A 17,978-nucleotide genomic window follows, 5' to 3' on the forward strand; every position below is an offset into this window, starting at 1 on the left:
TAATAAAAAGAAGCAAGCCACATCAAATGGTTTACTTTTCAATTGTTTTTAAAGAACTAAAGAAAATGTAATAATACTTAGGATAGTTGGATAGCTATCAGAATTATTGGAGATGCTCATTGAGGGAGCATCTTTTTTTATGCTGTTCTTCAAAATCGAAATCTGGTTCAAATTCATTTTGAAAGAAATCTATTAATACATTCTGTATCTCTATACATTCAGCGATACCCTTGAATATCAATACAGAATTAGTAGTTATTAATAGATAATCTTTCTGTTCGTAATTATCGATCAATAATTTTGCATCATACTGATCAGTTCCAAATTCAGTTTGATTACTGGTTTTTAGACTACCAAGAATCACTTTGCCAGGTCGGTTTTCACAAATAACAACTGGTACATCTTCACTGAAAGGACCCTGTTTACCATTCTTAACACCGGTAATAGTAACTCGATCATTCCAAACACGTTCAATCACACCGTTCATCTTTTTGAATACTGATTTCACCGTTGGATTCTCCTTAAACTATTTAATTGAGCAATGAAATTATCGGTAATTGGATTGACTGATTGAAGTGTGGAATATACTTCTGCAGGTGTCTTGAATGATACAGAAACATCCCCTTCGGATAGTGAAGTGACACCATCATTTCTATCTTCAACGGGAACTAGAAATTCATGAGTATCAATTACCTGCGCACACATAGAAGCAATTGTCATATCAAGTTCTTCAGGTGTCGAATCAATAGGGATATGAATGTAATTACTAACATCACTAACCACTTTATCAACCACAAAATCAATAATGCTTGAATAATCTTTATTACCATTGTCAGGAACCAGAATAGCCAGTTTGGCTATAATATTATCCTTTCTTGGAAAATCAATCATTTAATCATCCCCTATTCATTAGGAATCAAAGCCAACAAATCAGCTTTGGCAGTCTTACCAGTGTGATCAATACTATGAGCATCTAACCATGCTGTAATTTCTGCCACCGTATTTGAACTGGTTGGCTTTGAGTCTTCAGGGGTTACGCTTTTGGGGCTTTATTAGCAACTACAAATTCAATACCCTTTGTCTTAGTCTTCAAAAGAAGTACATCATCATATGAATCTTCATAGTATAAGTAGTTGCCACTATTTTGAGCAGATGGTGCATCAAAACCGGCAAAAGCATATTTTTCAGGTGCAACTTGAACACCATTATAAATTAAGAACATTTCAATTTGCTTGGCATCGTCCTCAAGCTTTGATCCTACTGTGAAATCAAATGCAGTTTGCATTAAATCAGAAGGAACAACATTAATAGTTACATCGTCAAGACTATAAACCGAACGTTTAATGTTTGCTTGATCACTCAAAATAATTGAACGATTGATAGCATCTGCACTCTTCAAAATCTTATTAATTTGAGGAGTGACATACAAAATACGTCCAGATTGTGGAATACGTTGTTCATCAAAGTTAGCCATCATATTATCAAAAGCACCTAGAATGTTCTTTTCATCTAACGTGTCAGTTGAAATGCCACCATCATCTGCAGTTACTTTTTCTTGATACAGTTTACTGAACATGTAGCGATCTTTCTCAGGCAACTTCTCATCAAGGTTAAATTGTTTAGTAACATTTGCTAGAGAAGTAACCATATTGGATTCGTCAACATCAGATGGATCAACCAGTGTTGACCAGTAACGTTCATTCTTTAGTTCATATGAATCCCAGTCATTTGAATAATTAGAAACAATTTCTGTAATCGTTCTACGTTTTCTATCCTTACGACCAGAATCAATTGTTAGACGTGGTAACTTAATATGTTTTGCTCCATCAAATTTAATCAATGAATTAGATGGTGAATTCCACAATGAAGCTGAAAATAGATGACCATCATAAAAAGCTTGTTGAATTGCTTGTTGATATGCATCAGCATAGTTAATTGTCATTATTTATTACTCTCCTTTAAATATATTAGTTAGTGTTTGAACATCATTCTTGTCATTTGAACCATTGCCACCAGCTGGGTTATAGCCTTGCTTTTGACCTTCATCAAATAGATAGCCATCAGACTTCTTGAGTGATTCTAGTTGATCATTAACACCAACCAGCTCACCTTTTTCATTAAGCTTGATATCATCCATATTTAATAAACCTTCAATAGCCTTAGGGTTACGTACCTTTGCAGCTATCAAAGTTTCCGTAAGAGCACTATTCAGTTTATTTTTATTGAGTTGGTCCTGAAGCGATTCGGTATCAGTCTTGTATTTACCTTGCAAGTCACTAAGTTGGCTGGATAAATCATCATTATCCTTAACTTGTTTCGAAAGTTTCTTGATATCTTTATCTCTTTCAGCAATTTGAGCCTTGTATGACTCATTCTCTTGCTTGATAGACTCAACATCACCAAATGACTTCTTTGTATTCTCAATATCAACACCATTTTGTGACATGATCTGATCAATAACTGAATCTTCTAAGTTCAAACCTTTTAAAAATTCTCGTTTCATAATTAAAAATCCTCTCTCGCTAGATTTACGTGGGGCGACCACAATCAAGGCATAAAAAATAAGCATTTTTACGACTTGCTCAGGTCAAAAGGGTATAAAAATAGCACTCAGTATATTTACCAAGTGCTAAGCTCCAGGAATCATTCCCTTAATATCTTTTAATGTATTTTTCACTCGCTCCATCATTGAGTTACTAAATAAATATTCAATCCCTGCTGGAGTAATTTGAACATTATCAGCAAATGAAATACTTGAACCACCGAATGTTTTAACTTGAGTGATTCCGGTAATATATCCACTATCTGTTAAATTCAGTAAAATATAATCCCAATACTTTTGATTATACTGAGACCCTAACTCTTTTAATTCCTGTTCCGAAATGACTTTCCCCTCTTTTAATAAAGAATAAAGTCGTTTCAATAACATATACATAATTACAAAGTAATCATCCTTTGCCATATCATCACCTCATAAAATAGCACTCAACTCAATTGTTGGGTGCTAAAAATCTATATTATTATCTTCTTCATATTTAAGAAAGTCTAGATAATCTTGATAAGATTTCTTGGCTTCTTCAGGAGCATTATCAATCAAAGATAATTTATCAGTATCTTTTGACCAAATGTACCACTCTGGATGATTCACAAAATCTGGAACAAACATTATCTATTCACCTTCCTTAGATATTTCTTCATTACCTGATTCCATCTATTCGATTCATAACCAATCTGTGACTCAGTAAATAACTCAGCAAAGAGTTCATTATTATTTACTATTGAATATTTGGACGGTAACTTAGACGGCGTCACTTTAGTACCATAGTCCTTCTCATATATATTATAAATGCTTTCTATCTGATCAGCAACGTATTCATTCTTACTTAAATTTGAATCGGGATTATCCAATATATATTTATTCCAAAGCTCATTGTGTAAAACGTGACCTAATTCATGAACAACTGGATACGAATCCATTTGACTAGCTTTAACGCTAACGAATTGTCCATCATTTCGTTTCACATAGTTGTTAATAATTTCTTTAGATTTATGAATTGCAGGGTTCAATTTAATTGTTCCATCCAAGTCAGGGGGTGTAACTCCAGCTGCATTAGGATGTTGAACAAATGGAGATTCATCAAAATAGATATTTAGTTTTTGATTACTGAATCTTGATTTCAAGAATTTATTATTCTCAATCACTTCTTCAGCCTTTTGCATGGTACGACGCTTTATATTATTTGGAACTTTCACATCACTTCTAACCTCAGCATTATTAATATACGGTCTTGATTTGAGGTAGTCATTGTTAATATAATCCTTCCATTCATCAAAGGATATATTATTAATAAGTTTCCCTTTACTAGTCTCTGGATCACGTACCCAACGTTCCTTAATATCAGAAAGCCCTTCAATGTGCGGAACGGTTGTACATCGACAATGTGGATGAATCAAAGGATAGTTAATACCTTCCTTTTTTTCAGACATCTTAAATATTTCACCATCTAAATGACTACACACATCGCAAGTATGCGATTCCAAGGTAGCCATATATTGATACTCTTCAATACCTGATTCTTCATAAGCTTTGGCAGTGGCTTGCTCAGCAATATGCCCCATCTCAGTAATAACTAATCGATGTATCTGATGTCTTCTAATGCCTTCAAATCTTTGCTGAAACATCTTGGCGATACGTTGAGGACTGTAACCCATGAACGTTCCACGTAACATTACGTCGACTAACTGATTAGGCAACTCATCACGATAATTTCTCCAAACACGTTTCGAAAAGTCATCCTTATGCCAAGGTTGATTAACAATATATTTAATCTGATCTTCATTGAACCTTGCAAAATCACTACTTAACTTAGCTTGCTGAACCTGAATATTAAAAATAGTCGTCATGTAAGTTTCCTGGAACTGATCAGTCAATTTATTAGATAAACTATCAGTTTCATCACTTGCAAAACGACTACTAATTTCTTTGAGCTGCAACTCTAAATCTTGCAACCTAGCTATTCTACTTTTGAAATATTCTGAATCAAGTTCTTTAGTGTAACCACCTTTGATTGCCTTACGCCTAAATTCCTCAAGGGTCATGGTCCAATTAGTACTACCGACTGTCTTTAATAACCTTTTAGCTGTATCAGAATCAACATCATGATTGTTTGCGTACTTTGAATACCAAACATTAGCTTCTTGTTCTAATTCGTACTCCAAACTGGACAATCTCGATTTTAAATTGCTCTCATAATCAGCGGTATTCTGAAGTTCTTGAGCCTTGATTCTAAGATAACGTTTATCCCAGTAACTGAGCCTAGTCATCTTCATCACCGTTTAGATTATTGAGGTCATCTGGATTAGAATAACCATCCCTATTAACTTCATCATCACGACGATTCTTAATTTCTTCCTGCCAATCATCAACAATTGGATTAGCTTTGGCAATAGATTCATCAGATGAATAGTTTGCCACCTGAGAAATAACCTGAGCATCTTCCAAACTGTTATGAATGGCCGTTCGAGTCCATTTTTGGTTGATTTTTCGGCCTTCATAGTCGGATACATTCAACCATTGCATAATTGCTCTAACCAATTCATTTAAGCTATCTCTGAAGTATGATTCCGTCATTGAGGCCTTGAGTTCCAAGTGACTGTATAACATTTTAATTGCCGTACCAGTGGCATTATTTGTAGCAAAATCAGTTGGATCAATACCTTGAGCTTCAACAAATAAATCAGACTTAGTTATATCAAGTAATGAGTTTCTTGCCTCAGTAGGGATATCAATTGTAAGTTTATCTAATCCTGATTTATCACCGGTACCGACATTATCTAACTTGATTGCTTTGTACTCTTTTATAGTGTCCATCAAGTCACTTATCTCTTCACCACCGTAATTGGTTAGAACAAGAATTACTTGTTGCACATCATCAACATCATTAACAAAACCGTTATAAACATTATCATAAACATCAATCAGGCCTTTGTACTTATACAAATCTGGACGTTCATATTTATTCTTAGGAAATGATATGAATGGAATCCTACCAAAATGATGTTCAAGAACATTGCTGCTTCCCAATTCATCCCCTGTACTAGCATCAAAAATAGGAAAACGGTCATTCATTTGCAATAGATTATCATAGTTAGAAGTTTCTGATTTAAATACCGTTACTGTCTTATCATTCCAATACTCATGCACACTATAATTCCTGCCGGTATCCGGATTGAGTTCATGATATGTTCTACGAACAGCTAACAATTTCTTATCCAAATCATTTGAATAAATCGGTGTAACTTGACCCGGGGGAACAATGCCATATCTAAATTGCTTATGCTCATCAATCCAATAGTGAACCCACGCAACACCAGCATTGGCAGCATCTACAACTAATTGGTTCAATCTAAGATTAAAGTTATCACCCAAAGTAGATTTAATTTTCTCATTCAAAGCATCATCTTCAACATCAATTGCCGGTGGAATAGTAGCAAGATAACCAGCTTCCTGATCAACAAGCAACTGATGATAATTGGAACTAACACGATTATCAGCTTTTCTCAGTGGCTCATCTTTTCCATTATCATTCGTTTTAGACTCTCCATTGTTGCGATTCGTAATGTCATTCTTATTGAAGTAATAATTCAATGACTTTTGAAATCTATTAATAAATTTAATTCTTCGTGGATCAGTCAATTGAAGTAATTTTTTCATTTCTTTGATTTCCAAGGTTTAAATCCTCCTTTCCTAATAGTTGATTCAAGCGAATATCTTGTGGCATCCATCGCATGATCATTACCATCGGGATAACCAGCTTTGAAGTTTCCATTTGAATCTCTTTCTAATTCGTATGTACTAAATTCTCTTGCGGTATTGGGACACTTTTTAGGATCTATGACAATCTCACGTAAATCCTGTAACCATTTATAACCCTGGTCTCGGCTACCTGGTCCCTTGATGGCACCATAGACATTCAATCCCATATCTCTATATTCGGCAATCGTTCCAGGTGATGCTGAATCACCGATGACCTGCTTATTTTCAGGATCTAACTTCTTAATCAGAACAACAGCGTTTCTATTCTTCAATCCAACCTGGTAAATTTCATTAAAAATATATAATCGGTGTCTTGCGACATCAAAAAAGGTCTCGACGTATGCTAATGGATCATGAGCAAAACCGAAATCGAGGCCTCTTTTTATGTTATCGAATAGTTGATATTCTTCCTTAGTAATTTTACGTAACGTAATGTTGTCGAATACCTCAGCACCAGTACCAGTTATTTCACCCAAATATTCATGATTGAATGCTTTGGGATTATCCTTCTTCAATTGCTCCGCATCAGCCAAGAATTCTTTTCCTAGCCATTCTTTAGGAACTGATAAGTAATCCGATGAATGCACCAAAGTGTCATCACGAGCAACCTCTTTAGCCGTAGTTTGATTAACCCAACTATTAAGACTTGCAGGAGGATTGTACGAATAAAAAGTAATGATATTACTACCACCACGATTCAACGATTGATTCATTGAACGTATCTCAGCCCAATTTTTGAACTCATCGGCTTCTTCGTAATGCTTAAATTTAGTAAATCCATGACGGAATTTCTGAGATTTAATCTTCCTTGGCTTGTCCGCACCCTTAAAGCGAATCTGTTGACCTGTAGGTTTATAAGTCAATGTCATTGGACTAACTGATTCTTTCCAGTAATCTTGTACACCCAGTGCATCAATTGCCCAAAGGTATTGATCGTATACAGAATCACGTAAAGTATTTGCAACCTTTCTGAGTACAACTGCATTAGCTTCGGAATCACGCATAATTCCAAGAACGACTTCAATGGATACAAAACTGGATTTGGTTGAACCACGTCCACCTTTCAGCCAATAGTTTGAATGTCTATGGTGTTTGATATCAATGTGGAGTTGTCTGAAAGATGGTGCAATCTTATTCTTGAGTCTCACTTGTTGTACCATCTTCATCATCACCTTCAATATCATCTAAAATTTGTACGCCATTAGTTTCTTCTTGTTGGCTGGTATATATATCAGCATATTTCATTAGGCTATCCAGAGCTTTCTGCTTATCATACATTTCAACGACCGCTTCACCTTTATCAATTCGAATAGACTTGATATTTGAAGTGTCAATTTCGTCGCTGTCATGCAACTTAACTCTGTTCTCAAAATAGAATGCTTGTTTACCAGTATCAGGGTCAATCTTTGGATCAAGCCGATAACTCCCATAGCTATCTTCGTATGGCCCACTCTCATCCCTAATCTTCGTCCAAGCCATGTGCTTAACCGTTTGAAAATCAACTACATCACGTATGTCAGACTTAGACTGCTGACGAAACTCACGAACAATATCATTGATATCGAAATAGAGATCAGTTGATTGTTGTTTCTTCAAGCTATTCAATTGATCTCGTATGCCTTGATTTGCCATAAGCGACCATGAATTTTTCTGAGCTGTTGAATAATTACACTTATAGGCTTTCTGATATGCCCAAGTCGCATTAAATCTTTGCAAATAAAAAAGGCAAAATAGTTTTTGCTTATCATTAAGCTCACTGTTTGCCTCTAACTCATCTATTATTTTGGGTGCAACCTTTTTGGATTTTGTATGCACACTCTTCTTAGTGGATGCACCCCTTTGCCAACCATGTCTGCTCTTCCACGATTTAACTGTATTGATTGATACTTCATACTTACTGGCAATATCCTTGTACTTCATTCCAAGTAAGTAATCCTTCTCTGCCTCTTTCCATTTATCCATTACATATCACCTAACCTCCTTAGCCTATTAAAAAACAAAAAAGTTATAGGCATAAACTAAATACCCATAACTCAACATATTTAATTATATTTTCGTACTACCTTTTTCAATCGGTTCGCTTCCAAAAATCATTGCTATTGATAGCAGAGACGTTTGCAAAGCATAGGCTATAAATACGCCTACTAAAAAAGACCAAATATAATAAACACCAATGATATATTTATTACTATATGCGACAAGAACTTGCATAAATATTGTAATAATTAACGTTAAGAAAGAAACCAATAAAGAAATCACCAAAAGTTTAGGGAGATCCTGTCTGTATTTAGATCCATTTAATTCCTTCATAAAACTTGATTTTAAAACTGAGATAATCATTCCATAAAATGCAGAATAAAATCCAATCACTATTGACAAAAAATTAACCATAGATTCAAGAACATTATTGAAATTCTTTATATTGGAATAATTCAATTTATATCTGACATTTATAAAATACAGTAATGAAAATAAGCCTAATCCAAACAATACTGGGAAAATTTTAAACAAAAGATTTTTTACTTCATGATAAATTTGATTATATCTCGATTTTGTAAACACTATTAACATTATAAAAACTATTACGACAACAAAACAAATCAAAACTTTTTTCATTTTCAATCCTCCCTCGTAATAAAATTATAAATTTTTTCTTACTCTGAGTCTGAAGGCATCCTTGTTTGCTCCATCAACTCTAAAATAAATTAGCTTCATAGTATCTTCAACTGAACTAGGGCTCAAATGCATTTTTTTAGTTTTACCATCTTCATCTTTTACTGAGGAGAATTTATATCTAGTTGATAGCTTTGCTCTCAATAAATCATAGATTTCTATTGGTGCGTCACCAGCTTTTCCTTTAATCATCGCTGATGACAAAATGGTTTTTCCATCACTTATATCTTTAATAAGCTTCTGAGTTTGATTCTTATTCAAAGATTTCTTATCGCTCCCCATAGAAATAACAAGTTCCATATTATTTCCTCCAACGGAATTAAGAACATCACCCATATTGCCTAATATCCTAGTGAATGTCTTTGATAATGCATTCTGGTTTTTGCTTGCATACTTCAATCGGATTTCTCTGACATTATCTGACTTTAAGGCATTTTTAACTTCATCTTTGTTTTTAACTGGTTTAAATATTAACGATAAATCTTCATCATCTTTTTCCAAATCATGAACTTTACGATACTCTTTAACAAGATATACATTTAATCCTGAAATTGATAAACTTCGAAAGTTTCTTTGAAGAAAAACCGTTTTCAGTTCAACATCAAAGAAACCGTTTATATCCTCTGCAATATATTCATTTGAATCCAATTCCAAATCTGTCAATTGCTCCGTATCACGTCCAGTTGTTGCAATTCCCTCATCTCTCAATTTGGTCATATGAAAATATATTATTCTCTCTTTAATTGGAGTATCAGTGAATGGTATAACGTCATGTATATTATCCATTCTAACAATTTCTCCAAAATAATTTATTTCTCTATCCTCTAAGTCCTGATTTTTTATACTATCAAGTAAATCAGAAATATCACAAAATTCTTCATTACCATTTTTATTGGTAAACGCAGAATATGCTTCAAATTTTACTGTTTGTGTTTTAGATACCATTTTAATAACCCCGTATAACAATTTATTATTTAATTAAACATCATAAATAATATAATATCAACTTGACTATTTTACACACAATGAACGCTGATGGATTCGAACCATCGAACCAAAATGGAACAGGGTTACAACCTGTCGCGTTTAACCACTTCGCTAAGCGTTCATTAATAGCTCACCGTTCATGATCAGATGACGGGCTATTAATTGTTTCTATAACTTCTAAACTCGAAACAATGGTTGATGTCTATTGGCTAGCCTAACAACCGTTTTATTTAGCTTTATGCTGAAGGACAACGTGGATACTAGGATTCGAACCTAGTGACTGCTACCGGAAACTTATTATTCGAAAAAGGGGATTATACAAAAGTTGGTATTAACTTACTAAGTAATTAGCAATCATTGAGCCTCTCTCAATCCACAAAAAAAGTGACCCTTTCCAAAGGTCACTCCAAAAATCATAGCTGAGGTGCTATAAGGAACTATCTGACTAATTCCACGATATCATTATAAATCTTTAAATCTGACATTTGGATACGACTTTTTGACATCATTTTGACATGTCATCAATACTGTCGGCTCCAAACATCATGACTGACAACTGTTTGATGGCTTTTCGTTCATCACGCCTAATTGTATTATCATCGACACTATATTTTTTGGATAATGCTGCATAGGTCAACTGTTGTGGAGCTATGTACAATCTATAGATCACATCATATCGTCTGCTACCCTCGTCATGAGCATCCTCACAAATACGTTTGTATTTTGATAAGATTGTATTAACAAAGGTCATTAACTCCTTAGAACGTGCCCTGTACCCTAACAATGAATACAAACTCAGCTCATAATTTGAAAGTTTAACATCATCCTCTAATTTGGGTAATTCAACATTCAAATGATTCTCAAGATACTTGTAATTGATCAACAATACTTTTACATTACGCAATTTCTTTTCCGACTCAAGCAATTTAAATGAGTCGGATTTTTTGACTAAACTACTGGCAAGTTTATCAATTGTTTCATCACTTAATTCTATTGCTCCCATCTATTTACCTCCCTTTCCCAATCCTAAAGTTCTTTTTTCGAATGTAATTCATGAACTGGTAAATTACTTATAACCTTTTCTAATTCCTCACGCGCTTGATCTCGCGTCATTTCTTCCATTTTAATAATCAATCTCCTCGGCTAAATCATAGACATCCCCTAAATTCTTAGGTGGAACTTCACTCAGGTATTGATAACCCAATTGTTCTGCAGCCACTTGTAATGCCCATGCTGATACATCGTCATTCATAGTTAAACCTCCATATAATTATTAAGTTCTTTATTTTCACTTACTCCATTAGTTTTTAAAACGGCAAATCGGCATCACTAACTTCTACTTCGCCAGAATTATTTTGATACGGATCATTGGAACTATTGTTAGATCTATTTGATTGATTGTTACCATACTGATTTTGATTATTTGAATTTCTCGAATTGTTATAGTTATTAGAACCTTGATTGTAATTATTTTGGGTATTCTGATTATTAAATCCATTTCCATTACGGCGTTTATTTTCCGCTTTGGATTCCAACAGTGAAAAGTTATCAACTACCACATCTGTTCTAAAGACGCGTTGACCTTGTTGGTTGTCATAAGAACTTGTCTGAATACGTCCATCGATACCTACGAGTGATCCTTTATTAGTGAAATTAGCAAAATTCTCTGCAGCTTTTCTCCAAATGACACAATTAATAAAATCAGCTTCTCTATCACCATTAGAATTAGTAAATTGTCTATTTACCGCAACAGTAAAACTTGCAACTGCAGCACCATTCGACGTATATCTTAGTTCTAGATCTTTAGTTAATCTTCCAACCAAAACTACTCGGTTAATCATCCTTATCACCTCTAAATTCATCTAAGCTAATTCTCAATGCATCAGCTATTTTAATCATCAATCCGATGGTTGGATTTTTTATCTGGCCATTAATAATAGCCACTATATTTGTTCGAGGAACATCAGCCATTCTTGACAATTCACTTTGATTAATATCCTTGGATTTAAGTATTTCTTTTAAATTATTTTTATACATTTTACACTCCATCTTGTATGGGAACTTTTGTTCTGCACAATATATTGACACAGCTATATTTCTTTTATAAAATATTATTATTGAATTACACATAATTTTATCCCCCCTGGACAAATGAATGTGCTATTCAAAATAATTTTTAAGGAGACAGTTTATGTCTGGAAAAAATCAATGGGTATCACCTGATGTTAATGGATGGAAAGTTAAGGGAGAGGGAAATGTTAAAGCCACAAAGTTATTTGATAACAAATCTGATGCCATAAATTTTGCAAAAGATATTGCTAAAAACCAGCATTCAGAATTGATTAGTCAAAAGAAAAATGGTCAGATCAATTTAAAGAACACTTATGGTAAAGATAACTTTCCGCCTAAGGGTTAATTAACCTTTGGATACATTTTAATAAGGTATCCTTCAGCAGTGGCAACATCAGATGATGAAACCTCTGCTATTTTTTTCCTTCTTTTGTGATTACCTCCAGCTTTTCCCATTCATTTGACTGCAAATAATCATAAATTTCCTTTGATTCATTAAATCTGCTTTCAACTATTATAGAATTTATATTTTTCATTATTATTCTCCAACTCCACTATTCAGAATTCCTAAAGTCTGCTTGTCATCCCTTAAAAAATCACTAGCATCACTACTATTTAAATTAATGGTGGCCAATATCTCTAAAACATCTTTATTACCTCGATAAGCTTGGTTATATTCTTTAATCTCACGCATTAATTCATATGCTTTGGCAGATTCAGTATGATTATGATCAATTAGATTACTAACGGTGGTTACGTCACGTCTAGCCATATCAAATCCATTCGGTTCAAAACCAAGCTCATTTTTATTTACTGCCATAACTTCGCCTATTCTTTTCATATGTTCCTCATATCCTCACTATCGAATCTAATTGCATTACTTGCTTTTTTAGCAATTAAACGACTGTATATTTTAGGGTTATAAATTGATTGCAATTCCTTACTAGAATTATTTGTCGTAACAATATTTACTTTGCTCTTGCGATAGTCTGCCAATCTAAAAAGTAATGATTGGGTATAATTACTGGCTTCATCAGTAACGGACTTCATTGCACTTTCAGAACCAAGATCATCAAGTACTAAAACATCACATACCTTGATACAGTCTTCAACATCCCAAGCTTTTTGTTTCATACTAAAATCCTTGATCCCTACCAATGTCATATTCAATAACATGGAGAAACTTACAAAATAACAAGATAAAGTGGTTTTGGAATTCATGATCTGATTCAAGATACTAACTGCCAGCATCGTTTTACCCGACCCAGCTCTACCAGCAAATGTGAAATTGCCAGTCTCTCCAGATATAATTCTGTCAGCAATTTCTTTAGCTTTATTGAATTCAAGCGATTGTGCATCATCATTAATTTCAAAAGAATCGAAAGATTGATGTAAGTCTTCAACATCACTGATCAATGAGCTATTGAAGAGCCTATTTCTTTTAATTCGATTATTCATAGCTGTAAATTTAATAGCCTCCAACTCTTCTCTTCGACTACGTTCTTTCAGAACTTTGTCAATATCAATTTTATTAACATCAATCCCATGTTTGGCAGCAATTCTTCTCATTGGTCCATCTAAATTTAATGGCTCCACATTTAGCACCTCCTAAAATATCTCCGGATAGGCAGTCCCACCTGCGGAACTAAAACTATTTCGCTTTCGCCGCTTATTAAATTGAACAAACATCTGATCATACTTCATTCTCAATTTATCCGCCGACAGGATTACTCCAGACCAAAAATCATGTTGCTGACACCAATCAATCATCGTTTTGATCTGCTGGTACGATCTGTTGTCACGTTCATGCATCAATCTAATTGTGTTAGCCCATTTTTGAAGATTAGGCTCCTTAAAGTTAGGGTTGTTATCTTTGATTCTCATTGCTAAGTAACTAGCAGCTTTAAAATTTAAATCATCTGGTCCATAAGTCTTTTTAGACTTTGGACTATTACTTTTATTATTAGTATTTTGTTTATTAGTGATTAGTTCATTAGTACTTTGTAGTGTAGGATTATCCGATATCGGTTTAGCCGACGTCGGGTTATCCGTCGACGGGAAATCCGTCTGCGGTGAAATTCGCGTTAGATTAGGTTCATCAAACACTTGCCAATCTTTTTGACCAAATTTACCTCTCTCTGCTCTTGTCTGAAGTCTAACTAGATAACCCAATTTTTCTAACTCTTTGAGCCCTGATCTTACAGAATCTCTTTTGTCTGTACTGTGTTCCATTAACTCCGTTTCATAAAACTTCCAATCATCTGGAAGGCTCAACATATAAGCCAATAAACCTTTTGCCTTTAACGACAAACGTTTATCTTTGAGCCCAGTGTTTCCAATAATAGTAAAATTAGTTTTTCTTTTAGCACGTACAATTGCCATGATTACCCTCCAATCCTCAACTTCTTACGATCTTCATCGTCTAATTTGATTGGCTTAATATGATACTTTTGAAGAAATGACATGATACCCATCTTGTGTTGTTCGATATGATGGACCCTACATAGTGCCATAAAGTGAAATTCAGAATGATTTATTTTTCTTCTGTTTCTACCTGATCCAACAGCTTCAACATGAGCTACATCGGCGTGTCTACCACAGATACAACATTTACGATGTTCTAAACATCTAAGCTGCATTGCATAATCATTTGGCAACATGTCCCAAGTCTTAGTACTGAACGGAACATTATTATCAAAGCAGAAATCAAGCAACCAACTAAGATATGAATTGGCCTGTGTCATTGTGCAATCGGATAAACTAAATTCATCCCTGCCAGTTTCAATCAAGTATTTCCACTTCATAATTCCTGGAGCTTCCTTTTCAACCATGTAACCCGACCAATCACTTATCTCACCAATCAAGGCATAAATCTTAATGCGTTGATCAATTGAAATATGTCGATTATCTGAAATCTCCATTTCAACTAATGGTTGCTTTCCATTGGCTAACTTTGCAACTCGTAAATTGTTAATCTCATCATTCATTTCTAAAGTAATATTATTGCCTTGAATGCTTTTGATTCGTGCAAGGAATTTCATTATTAAATTGCACCGATTTGTTTCAAGGTAGCCTTAGTTGTATCAATTTGTTTGCCCAAGAAAGAGATCATATTATCAGCACTAGAATCAGGAAGATTTTCGAAGTCAACATTTGGAAAGTGAGATTTTAATGCCGTCAATGATTTACCGAAATCCGTTTGATTCAATTCAGACAAAGTAGATAATTGTTCGTTAATTACTTTCTTCTTAGAATCATTAGCAAGCCTTGGTTGCGGTTTTGAAAAGTTACCATATGAATTGCCTTGTTGATTGTTGTATTGATTTTGTGGTTGATATCCTCCGAAGGCATCTTGACCATAGTTATTAAATTGTGATTGTTGGTTATTCCAACCATTGTCGTTTTCAGGATCATCACCAGTTGACATAAGAAATAGTTGCATTAGAAAATTCTTTTGTGCACCTGTTTCAGCCTTATAGATAGCCTTATCACCAGAATCCATGCCGATACCAGGCATACTGCCAATCAACTCTTCTGCGCCGTTTGTCAGTTTAAAATTACCAATCACTGAAACATAATTCATTGTATTTCCCTTATTAGTTTGGCTAGTCCAGGAATTCAGAATTTCATAGTGTGGAATAATCATGATTCCGTGATCAGCCAGCTTATTCTGTAGTTTTGATTTAACCTGTGATTCACTGACATAATCAAAGCCTTGGCTATTATTTTTGCCATCCTTTTCAATCTTATCTAATTCCTTTTGAATTTTAGATAGCTCTTGTACTAACGTTGCTAAGGTCGGTTTTGTCTCAGTCATTGCTATCCCTCCCATACACTAAGTGGCTTGATGATATTGTTGGTAACTTTATCCAAGTTATTAATCTTTTGAATGGCTTGAATAATGTCAGCTTTACTCCCAATCAATTGAACGGTCACAGAGTAACCAGTTGGTGCTGATTGAACGACTTCTCCAGTTTCCGTATCAATAACTGCAGTGCCTACATTTTGCTATGTGGCTTTTTTAATAGCTTTCTCAGATTCAAGTTTTTTCTGTTCTTGAACCTCTTTTTGCTTCTTTTCCTCAATGAACTGATCAATAGCTTTAATCACATCAGTGGCATTGTAATCATCAGATAGTTGGCCAACCCAACCTTCTGATTCAATTCCAACGTATTTACAATGTTCAACAATTAATTGCTTGTTCGTTTCAAATAATTCTTTTTTACGTTTCAAAGTATTGAAACCATCAGCAAGTATCTTGATCAACTTAATATCAGTCATAGTCTTGTTAGTCCAAGATTTTTCAATCTCAATTTCTTCAGGATCAATATCATATTCATGAGCCATATTATTAATAAGCTCTTGAACATGCTTCTGACGATCTTCACGCTGAGAATCTTCAAGCACCTTGATTCCATGACTAATTGGAATTAATGATTGGTCGATAATATCCTTAAACCCTTTTACCTTATCCTCGAACTCAGACAATGGCTCGTTGTAACTAGATTTAATCTCTTTTCGCTTATCATCTAATCCTTTATTCAACGCATTCAATTTAGCTCGTGTTGCTTTAACGCTTTTAAGATTATCTTCTGTGACAATCAGACTTTTATATTTATTGGAGATTCCTTCTAACTCTGATTTCAAACTATCTTCGTTATTAATCGTGATCTCAGTAGGTGTAAATTTCACACTGAAATCTTGAAGTACTATTTCATTAGCCATTAGCTACCTCTTTCGTGATATACTTTTGTTGTTAAATATTTTTGTTTCTAGTCGTCCTCAATTGCCGTTGAGAGCGACTTTTTTTCTGCATTCATAACTCTTGCCGAATGTAAGAGTGCCTTAGTATTAGAATCTGTTTTCAATTCACACATAGCTTGTTGATAGCCATACTGAATACAAACATCTTGAAATCCTTCTAAATAGAACCGTGTTTCCTGGTTCATACCTTCACCTCGTTTTAGGAATAATAATGCTCAAATCTGTTGTAAATATCTGTTTCGGCACGCTGTTTGTCGTTCTCAAGTTCTGCACGGTGCTTTTTTAATCGATCAATAGAATGTTGCAATGGTTCATAATCAATTCCCTGCAGCTTATTTAAATATTGGTCTGCCTTATATGATTCAATTTGTTCATCAGTTCGCCCGATTTCTTTACAAACTCGTGCATGATGATTAAGTGATTCATCAATTGCCACTACGTCCTTGTTAATAATCATGTGGTTCATCTCCTGTTAGTTTGTCATCTGAATATTGGTCGTATGGCTCCATGTCACCAATAGGGCTGTATTCATCGTCTGTTTTAATTCGAATGTTGTTATTCAATGTATTTGTTCCTTTGATATAATTGAAATAAATTGGAGGTTGTATTATGGATAAGGAATGTTATCAAGCTATTTGTTATAATGGTCATCAAAGAACCATTACTCTTGAATACGCTAACTTGAATGATGACCTAGGTTTCTGTGAAAAATGTGGAGAACCTGTTATCTGCAAATGCCCAGAATGTGGTACACCCATTGAGGGGTGGACATACTATGATGGTGTTTTTATGATGCCACAAATGGACGTTCCAAAATATTGCGTCAAATGCGGTAAACCATTTGAATGGACTAACCGTTCTCTATCATCGTTTGATGACTTACTGGATCTAGAAGATCAGTTGAGTGATAATGATAAATCCAAATTTAAAAAATCAATATCATATTTATCTGGCGATGGTGAATTGGCTAAAACAAATGCCTCTATCGCCAAAGTTTATCTTTCAAAAGCAAGTAGTGCAGTCGGACCTTTGCTGTACAATTTTTTAGTTGATTTCTCATCTGAAACAGCAAAGAAAATCTTAGAGGGTTAGACTCTCCGCAATTTGGGCAAAATCTGTATTTTATTTTTATTAGGGATTTACAATTTTTACAATAACCAAATTTCAT

General features: G+C 34.3%; 27 protein-coding genes and 1 tRNA gene. 2 read left to right on the forward strand and 26 right to left on the reverse strand.

All coding sequences use genetic code 11. The annotated features are described in order from the left end of the window. Positions 1-103 precede the first annotated feature (103 nt). The 17 genes from ACG72T_RS10285 to ACG72T_RS10365 all read right to left on the reverse strand — a co-directional run bounded on the left by ACG72T_RS10285 (position 104) and on the right by ACG72T_RS10365 (position 12,106). Complete coding sequence (locus ACG72T_RS10285) at positions 104-508, reverse strand: hypothetical protein (RefSeq protein WP_395266130.1); 405 nt, start codon at positions 506-508, stop codon at positions 104-106. Beyond that, positions 505-891: a hypothetical protein gene (locus ACG72T_RS10290; RefSeq protein WP_395266131.1), complete on the reverse strand. Its 387-nt coding sequence runs from the start codon at positions 889-891 to the stop codon at positions 505-507. The genes ACG72T_RS10285 and ACG72T_RS10290 overlap by 4 nt, the downstream gene beginning before the upstream one ends. A gap of 142 nt (positions 892-1,033) precedes the next feature. Beyond that, on the reverse strand, positions 1,034-1,942 hold the full coding sequence (locus tag ACG72T_RS10295) for a capsid protein (protein WP_395266132.1): 909 nt from the start codon (positions 1,940-1,942) through the stop codon (positions 1,034-1,036). Between the two features lie 6 nt (positions 1,943-1,948). After that, on the reverse strand, positions 1,949-2,503 hold the full coding sequence (locus ACG72T_RS10300) for a phage scaffolding protein (RefSeq protein WP_395266133.1): 555 nt from the start codon (positions 2,501-2,503) through the stop codon (positions 1,949-1,951). Positions 2,504-2,629: 126 nt separating this feature from the next. Beyond that, the gene (locus ACG72T_RS10305; protein ID WP_395266134.1) at positions 2,630-2,962 is read right to left on the reverse strand and encodes a YjcQ family protein; all 333 of its coding nucleotides are present in this window, start codon (positions 2,960-2,962) and stop codon (positions 2,630-2,632) included. A 42-nt stretch (positions 2,963-3,004) separates the two neighbouring features. Next, positions 3,005-3,166 carry a hypothetical protein gene (locus ACG72T_RS10310; RefSeq protein WP_395266135.1) on the reverse strand — a complete coding sequence of 54 codons (162 nt, stop codon included), beginning with the start codon at positions 3,164-3,166 and terminating at the stop codon, positions 3,005-3,007. Further along, on the reverse strand, positions 3,166-4,824 hold the full coding sequence (locus tag ACG72T_RS10315) for a minor capsid protein (RefSeq protein WP_395266136.1): 1,659 nt from the start codon (positions 4,822-4,824) through the stop codon (positions 3,166-3,168). Before ACG72T_RS10315 ends, ACG72T_RS10310 begins: the two co-directional genes overlap by 1 nt. Next, on the reverse strand, positions 4,817-6,229 hold the full coding sequence (locus ACG72T_RS10320) for a phage portal protein (RefSeq protein WP_395266137.1): 1,413 nt from the start codon (positions 6,227-6,229) through the stop codon (positions 4,817-4,819). The genes ACG72T_RS10315 and ACG72T_RS10320 overlap by 8 nt, the downstream gene beginning before the upstream one ends. Further along, a complete protein-coding gene (locus ACG72T_RS10325; protein WP_395266138.1) occupies positions 6,211-7,476 on the reverse strand; it encodes a PBSX family phage terminase large subunit in 1,266 nt (421 codons plus the stop codon). The genes ACG72T_RS10320 and ACG72T_RS10325 overlap by 19 nt, the downstream gene beginning before the upstream one ends. After that, positions 7,448-8,278 (reverse strand): terminase small subunit, encoded by an 831-nt coding sequence (locus ACG72T_RS10330; protein ID WP_395266139.1) that lies wholly within the window; start codon positions 8,276-8,278, stop codon positions 7,448-7,450. The genes ACG72T_RS10325 and ACG72T_RS10330 overlap by 29 nt, the downstream gene beginning before the upstream one ends. An 84-nt stretch (positions 8,279-8,362) precedes the next feature. Beyond that, positions 8,363-8,932: a hypothetical protein gene (locus ACG72T_RS10335; RefSeq protein WP_395266140.1), complete on the reverse strand. Its 570-nt coding sequence runs from the start codon at positions 8,930-8,932 to the stop codon at positions 8,363-8,365. 24 nt (positions 8,933-8,956) lie between these two features. Further along, positions 8,957-9,934, reverse strand: a complete 978-nt coding sequence (locus ACG72T_RS10340; RefSeq protein ID WP_395266141.1) for a DUF6731 family protein — start codon at positions 9,932-9,934, stop codon at positions 8,957-8,959. Positions 9,935-10,015: 81 nt separating this feature from the next. Then, a tRNA-Tyr gene (locus tag ACG72T_RS10345) sits at positions 10,016-10,097 on the reverse strand. Positions 10,098-10,481: 384 nt separating this feature from the next. Next, a complete protein-coding gene (locus tag ACG72T_RS10350; RefSeq protein WP_395266142.1) occupies positions 10,482-10,979 on the reverse strand; it encodes a hypothetical protein in 498 nt (165 codons plus the stop codon). Positions 10,980-11,099: 120 nt separating this feature from the next. Then, positions 11,100-11,228 carry a hypothetical protein gene (locus tag ACG72T_RS10355; protein WP_395266143.1) on the reverse strand — a complete coding sequence of 43 codons (129 nt, stop codon included), beginning with the start codon at positions 11,226-11,228 and terminating at the stop codon, positions 11,100-11,102. 55 nt (positions 11,229-11,283) lie between these two features. Continuing rightward, positions 11,284-11,817: a single-stranded DNA-binding protein gene (gene ssb / locus ACG72T_RS10360; RefSeq protein ID WP_395266144.1), complete on the reverse strand. Its 534-nt coding sequence runs from the start codon at positions 11,815-11,817 to the stop codon at positions 11,284-11,286. Next, positions 11,810-12,106, reverse strand: a complete 297-nt coding sequence (locus ACG72T_RS10365) for a helix-turn-helix domain-containing protein (protein WP_395266145.1) — start codon at positions 12,104-12,106, stop codon at positions 11,810-11,812. Before ACG72T_RS10365 ends, ssb begins: the two co-directional genes overlap by 8 nt. Before the next feature lie 61 nt (positions 12,107-12,167). Between ACG72T_RS10365 and ACG72T_RS10370 the strand changes: the two genes are divergently transcribed. Continuing rightward, on the forward strand, positions 12,168-12,392 hold the full coding sequence (locus ACG72T_RS10370; RefSeq protein ID WP_395266146.1) for a DUF2188 domain-containing protein: 225 nt from the start codon (positions 12,168-12,170) through the stop codon (positions 12,390-12,392). Between the two features lie 67 nt (positions 12,393-12,459). On the opposite strand, the gene ACG72T_RS10375 is transcribed toward ACG72T_RS10370, so the two are convergent. From ACG72T_RS10375 to ACG72T_RS10415, 9 genes are all read right to left on the reverse strand, one after another. Further along, complete coding sequence (locus ACG72T_RS10375) at positions 12,460-12,582, reverse strand: hypothetical protein (RefSeq protein ID WP_395266147.1); 123 nt, start codon at positions 12,580-12,582, stop codon at positions 12,460-12,462. Between the two features lie 2 nt (positions 12,583-12,584). Further along, on the reverse strand, positions 12,585-12,887 hold the full coding sequence (locus ACG72T_RS10380) for a hypothetical protein (RefSeq protein ID WP_395266149.1): 303 nt from the start codon (positions 12,885-12,887) through the stop codon (positions 12,585-12,587). Continuing rightward, complete coding sequence (locus ACG72T_RS10385) at positions 12,884-13,642, reverse strand: ATP-binding protein (RefSeq protein ID WP_395266150.1); 759 nt, start codon at positions 13,640-13,642, stop codon at positions 12,884-12,886. The genes ACG72T_RS10380 and ACG72T_RS10385 overlap by 4 nt, the downstream gene beginning before the upstream one ends. Before the next feature lie 12 nt (positions 13,643-13,654). After that, positions 13,655-14,428: a helix-turn-helix domain-containing protein gene (locus tag ACG72T_RS10390; protein ID WP_395266151.1), complete on the reverse strand. Its 774-nt coding sequence runs from the start codon at positions 14,426-14,428 to the stop codon at positions 13,655-13,657. A gap of 2 nt (positions 14,429-14,430) precedes the next feature. Beyond that, on the reverse strand, positions 14,431-15,087 hold the full coding sequence (locus ACG72T_RS10395; protein WP_395266152.1) for a putative HNHc nuclease: 657 nt from the start codon (positions 15,085-15,087) through the stop codon (positions 14,431-14,433). Between the two features lie 2 nt (positions 15,088-15,089). Next, complete coding sequence (locus tag ACG72T_RS10400) at positions 15,090-15,863, reverse strand: ERF family protein (protein ID WP_395266153.1); 774 nt, start codon at positions 15,861-15,863, stop codon at positions 15,090-15,092. Between the two features lie 191 nt (positions 15,864-16,054). Next, the gene (locus ACG72T_RS10405; protein WP_395266154.1) at positions 16,055-16,771 is read right to left on the reverse strand and encodes a DUF1351 domain-containing protein; all 717 of its coding nucleotides are present in this window, start codon (positions 16,769-16,771) and stop codon (positions 16,055-16,057) included. A gap of 47 nt (positions 16,772-16,818) precedes the next feature. Beyond that, positions 16,819-16,995: a hypothetical protein gene (locus ACG72T_RS10410; protein ID WP_395266155.1), complete on the reverse strand. Its 177-nt coding sequence runs from the start codon at positions 16,993-16,995 to the stop codon at positions 16,819-16,821. A 14-nt stretch (positions 16,996-17,009) separates the two neighbouring features. After that, positions 17,010-17,267 carry a hypothetical protein gene (locus ACG72T_RS10415; protein ID WP_395266156.1) on the reverse strand — a complete coding sequence of 86 codons (258 nt, stop codon included), beginning with the start codon at positions 17,265-17,267 and terminating at the stop codon, positions 17,010-17,012. A 152-nt stretch (positions 17,268-17,419) separates the two neighbouring features. Here ACG72T_RS10415 and ACG72T_RS10420 point away from each other — a divergent pair, with 152 nt between their 5' ends. Then, the gene (locus ACG72T_RS10420; RefSeq protein WP_395266157.1) at positions 17,420-17,902 is read left to right on the forward strand and encodes a DUF2321 domain-containing protein; all 483 of its coding nucleotides are present in this window, start codon (positions 17,420-17,422) and stop codon (positions 17,900-17,902) included. Positions 17,903-17,978: the final 76 nt, after the last annotated feature.

It is taken from the genome of Companilactobacillus sp. FL22-1, assembly GCF_043951805.1.
Taxonomy (GTDB): domain Bacteria; phylum Bacillota; class Bacilli; order Lactobacillales; family Lactobacillaceae; genus Companilactobacillus.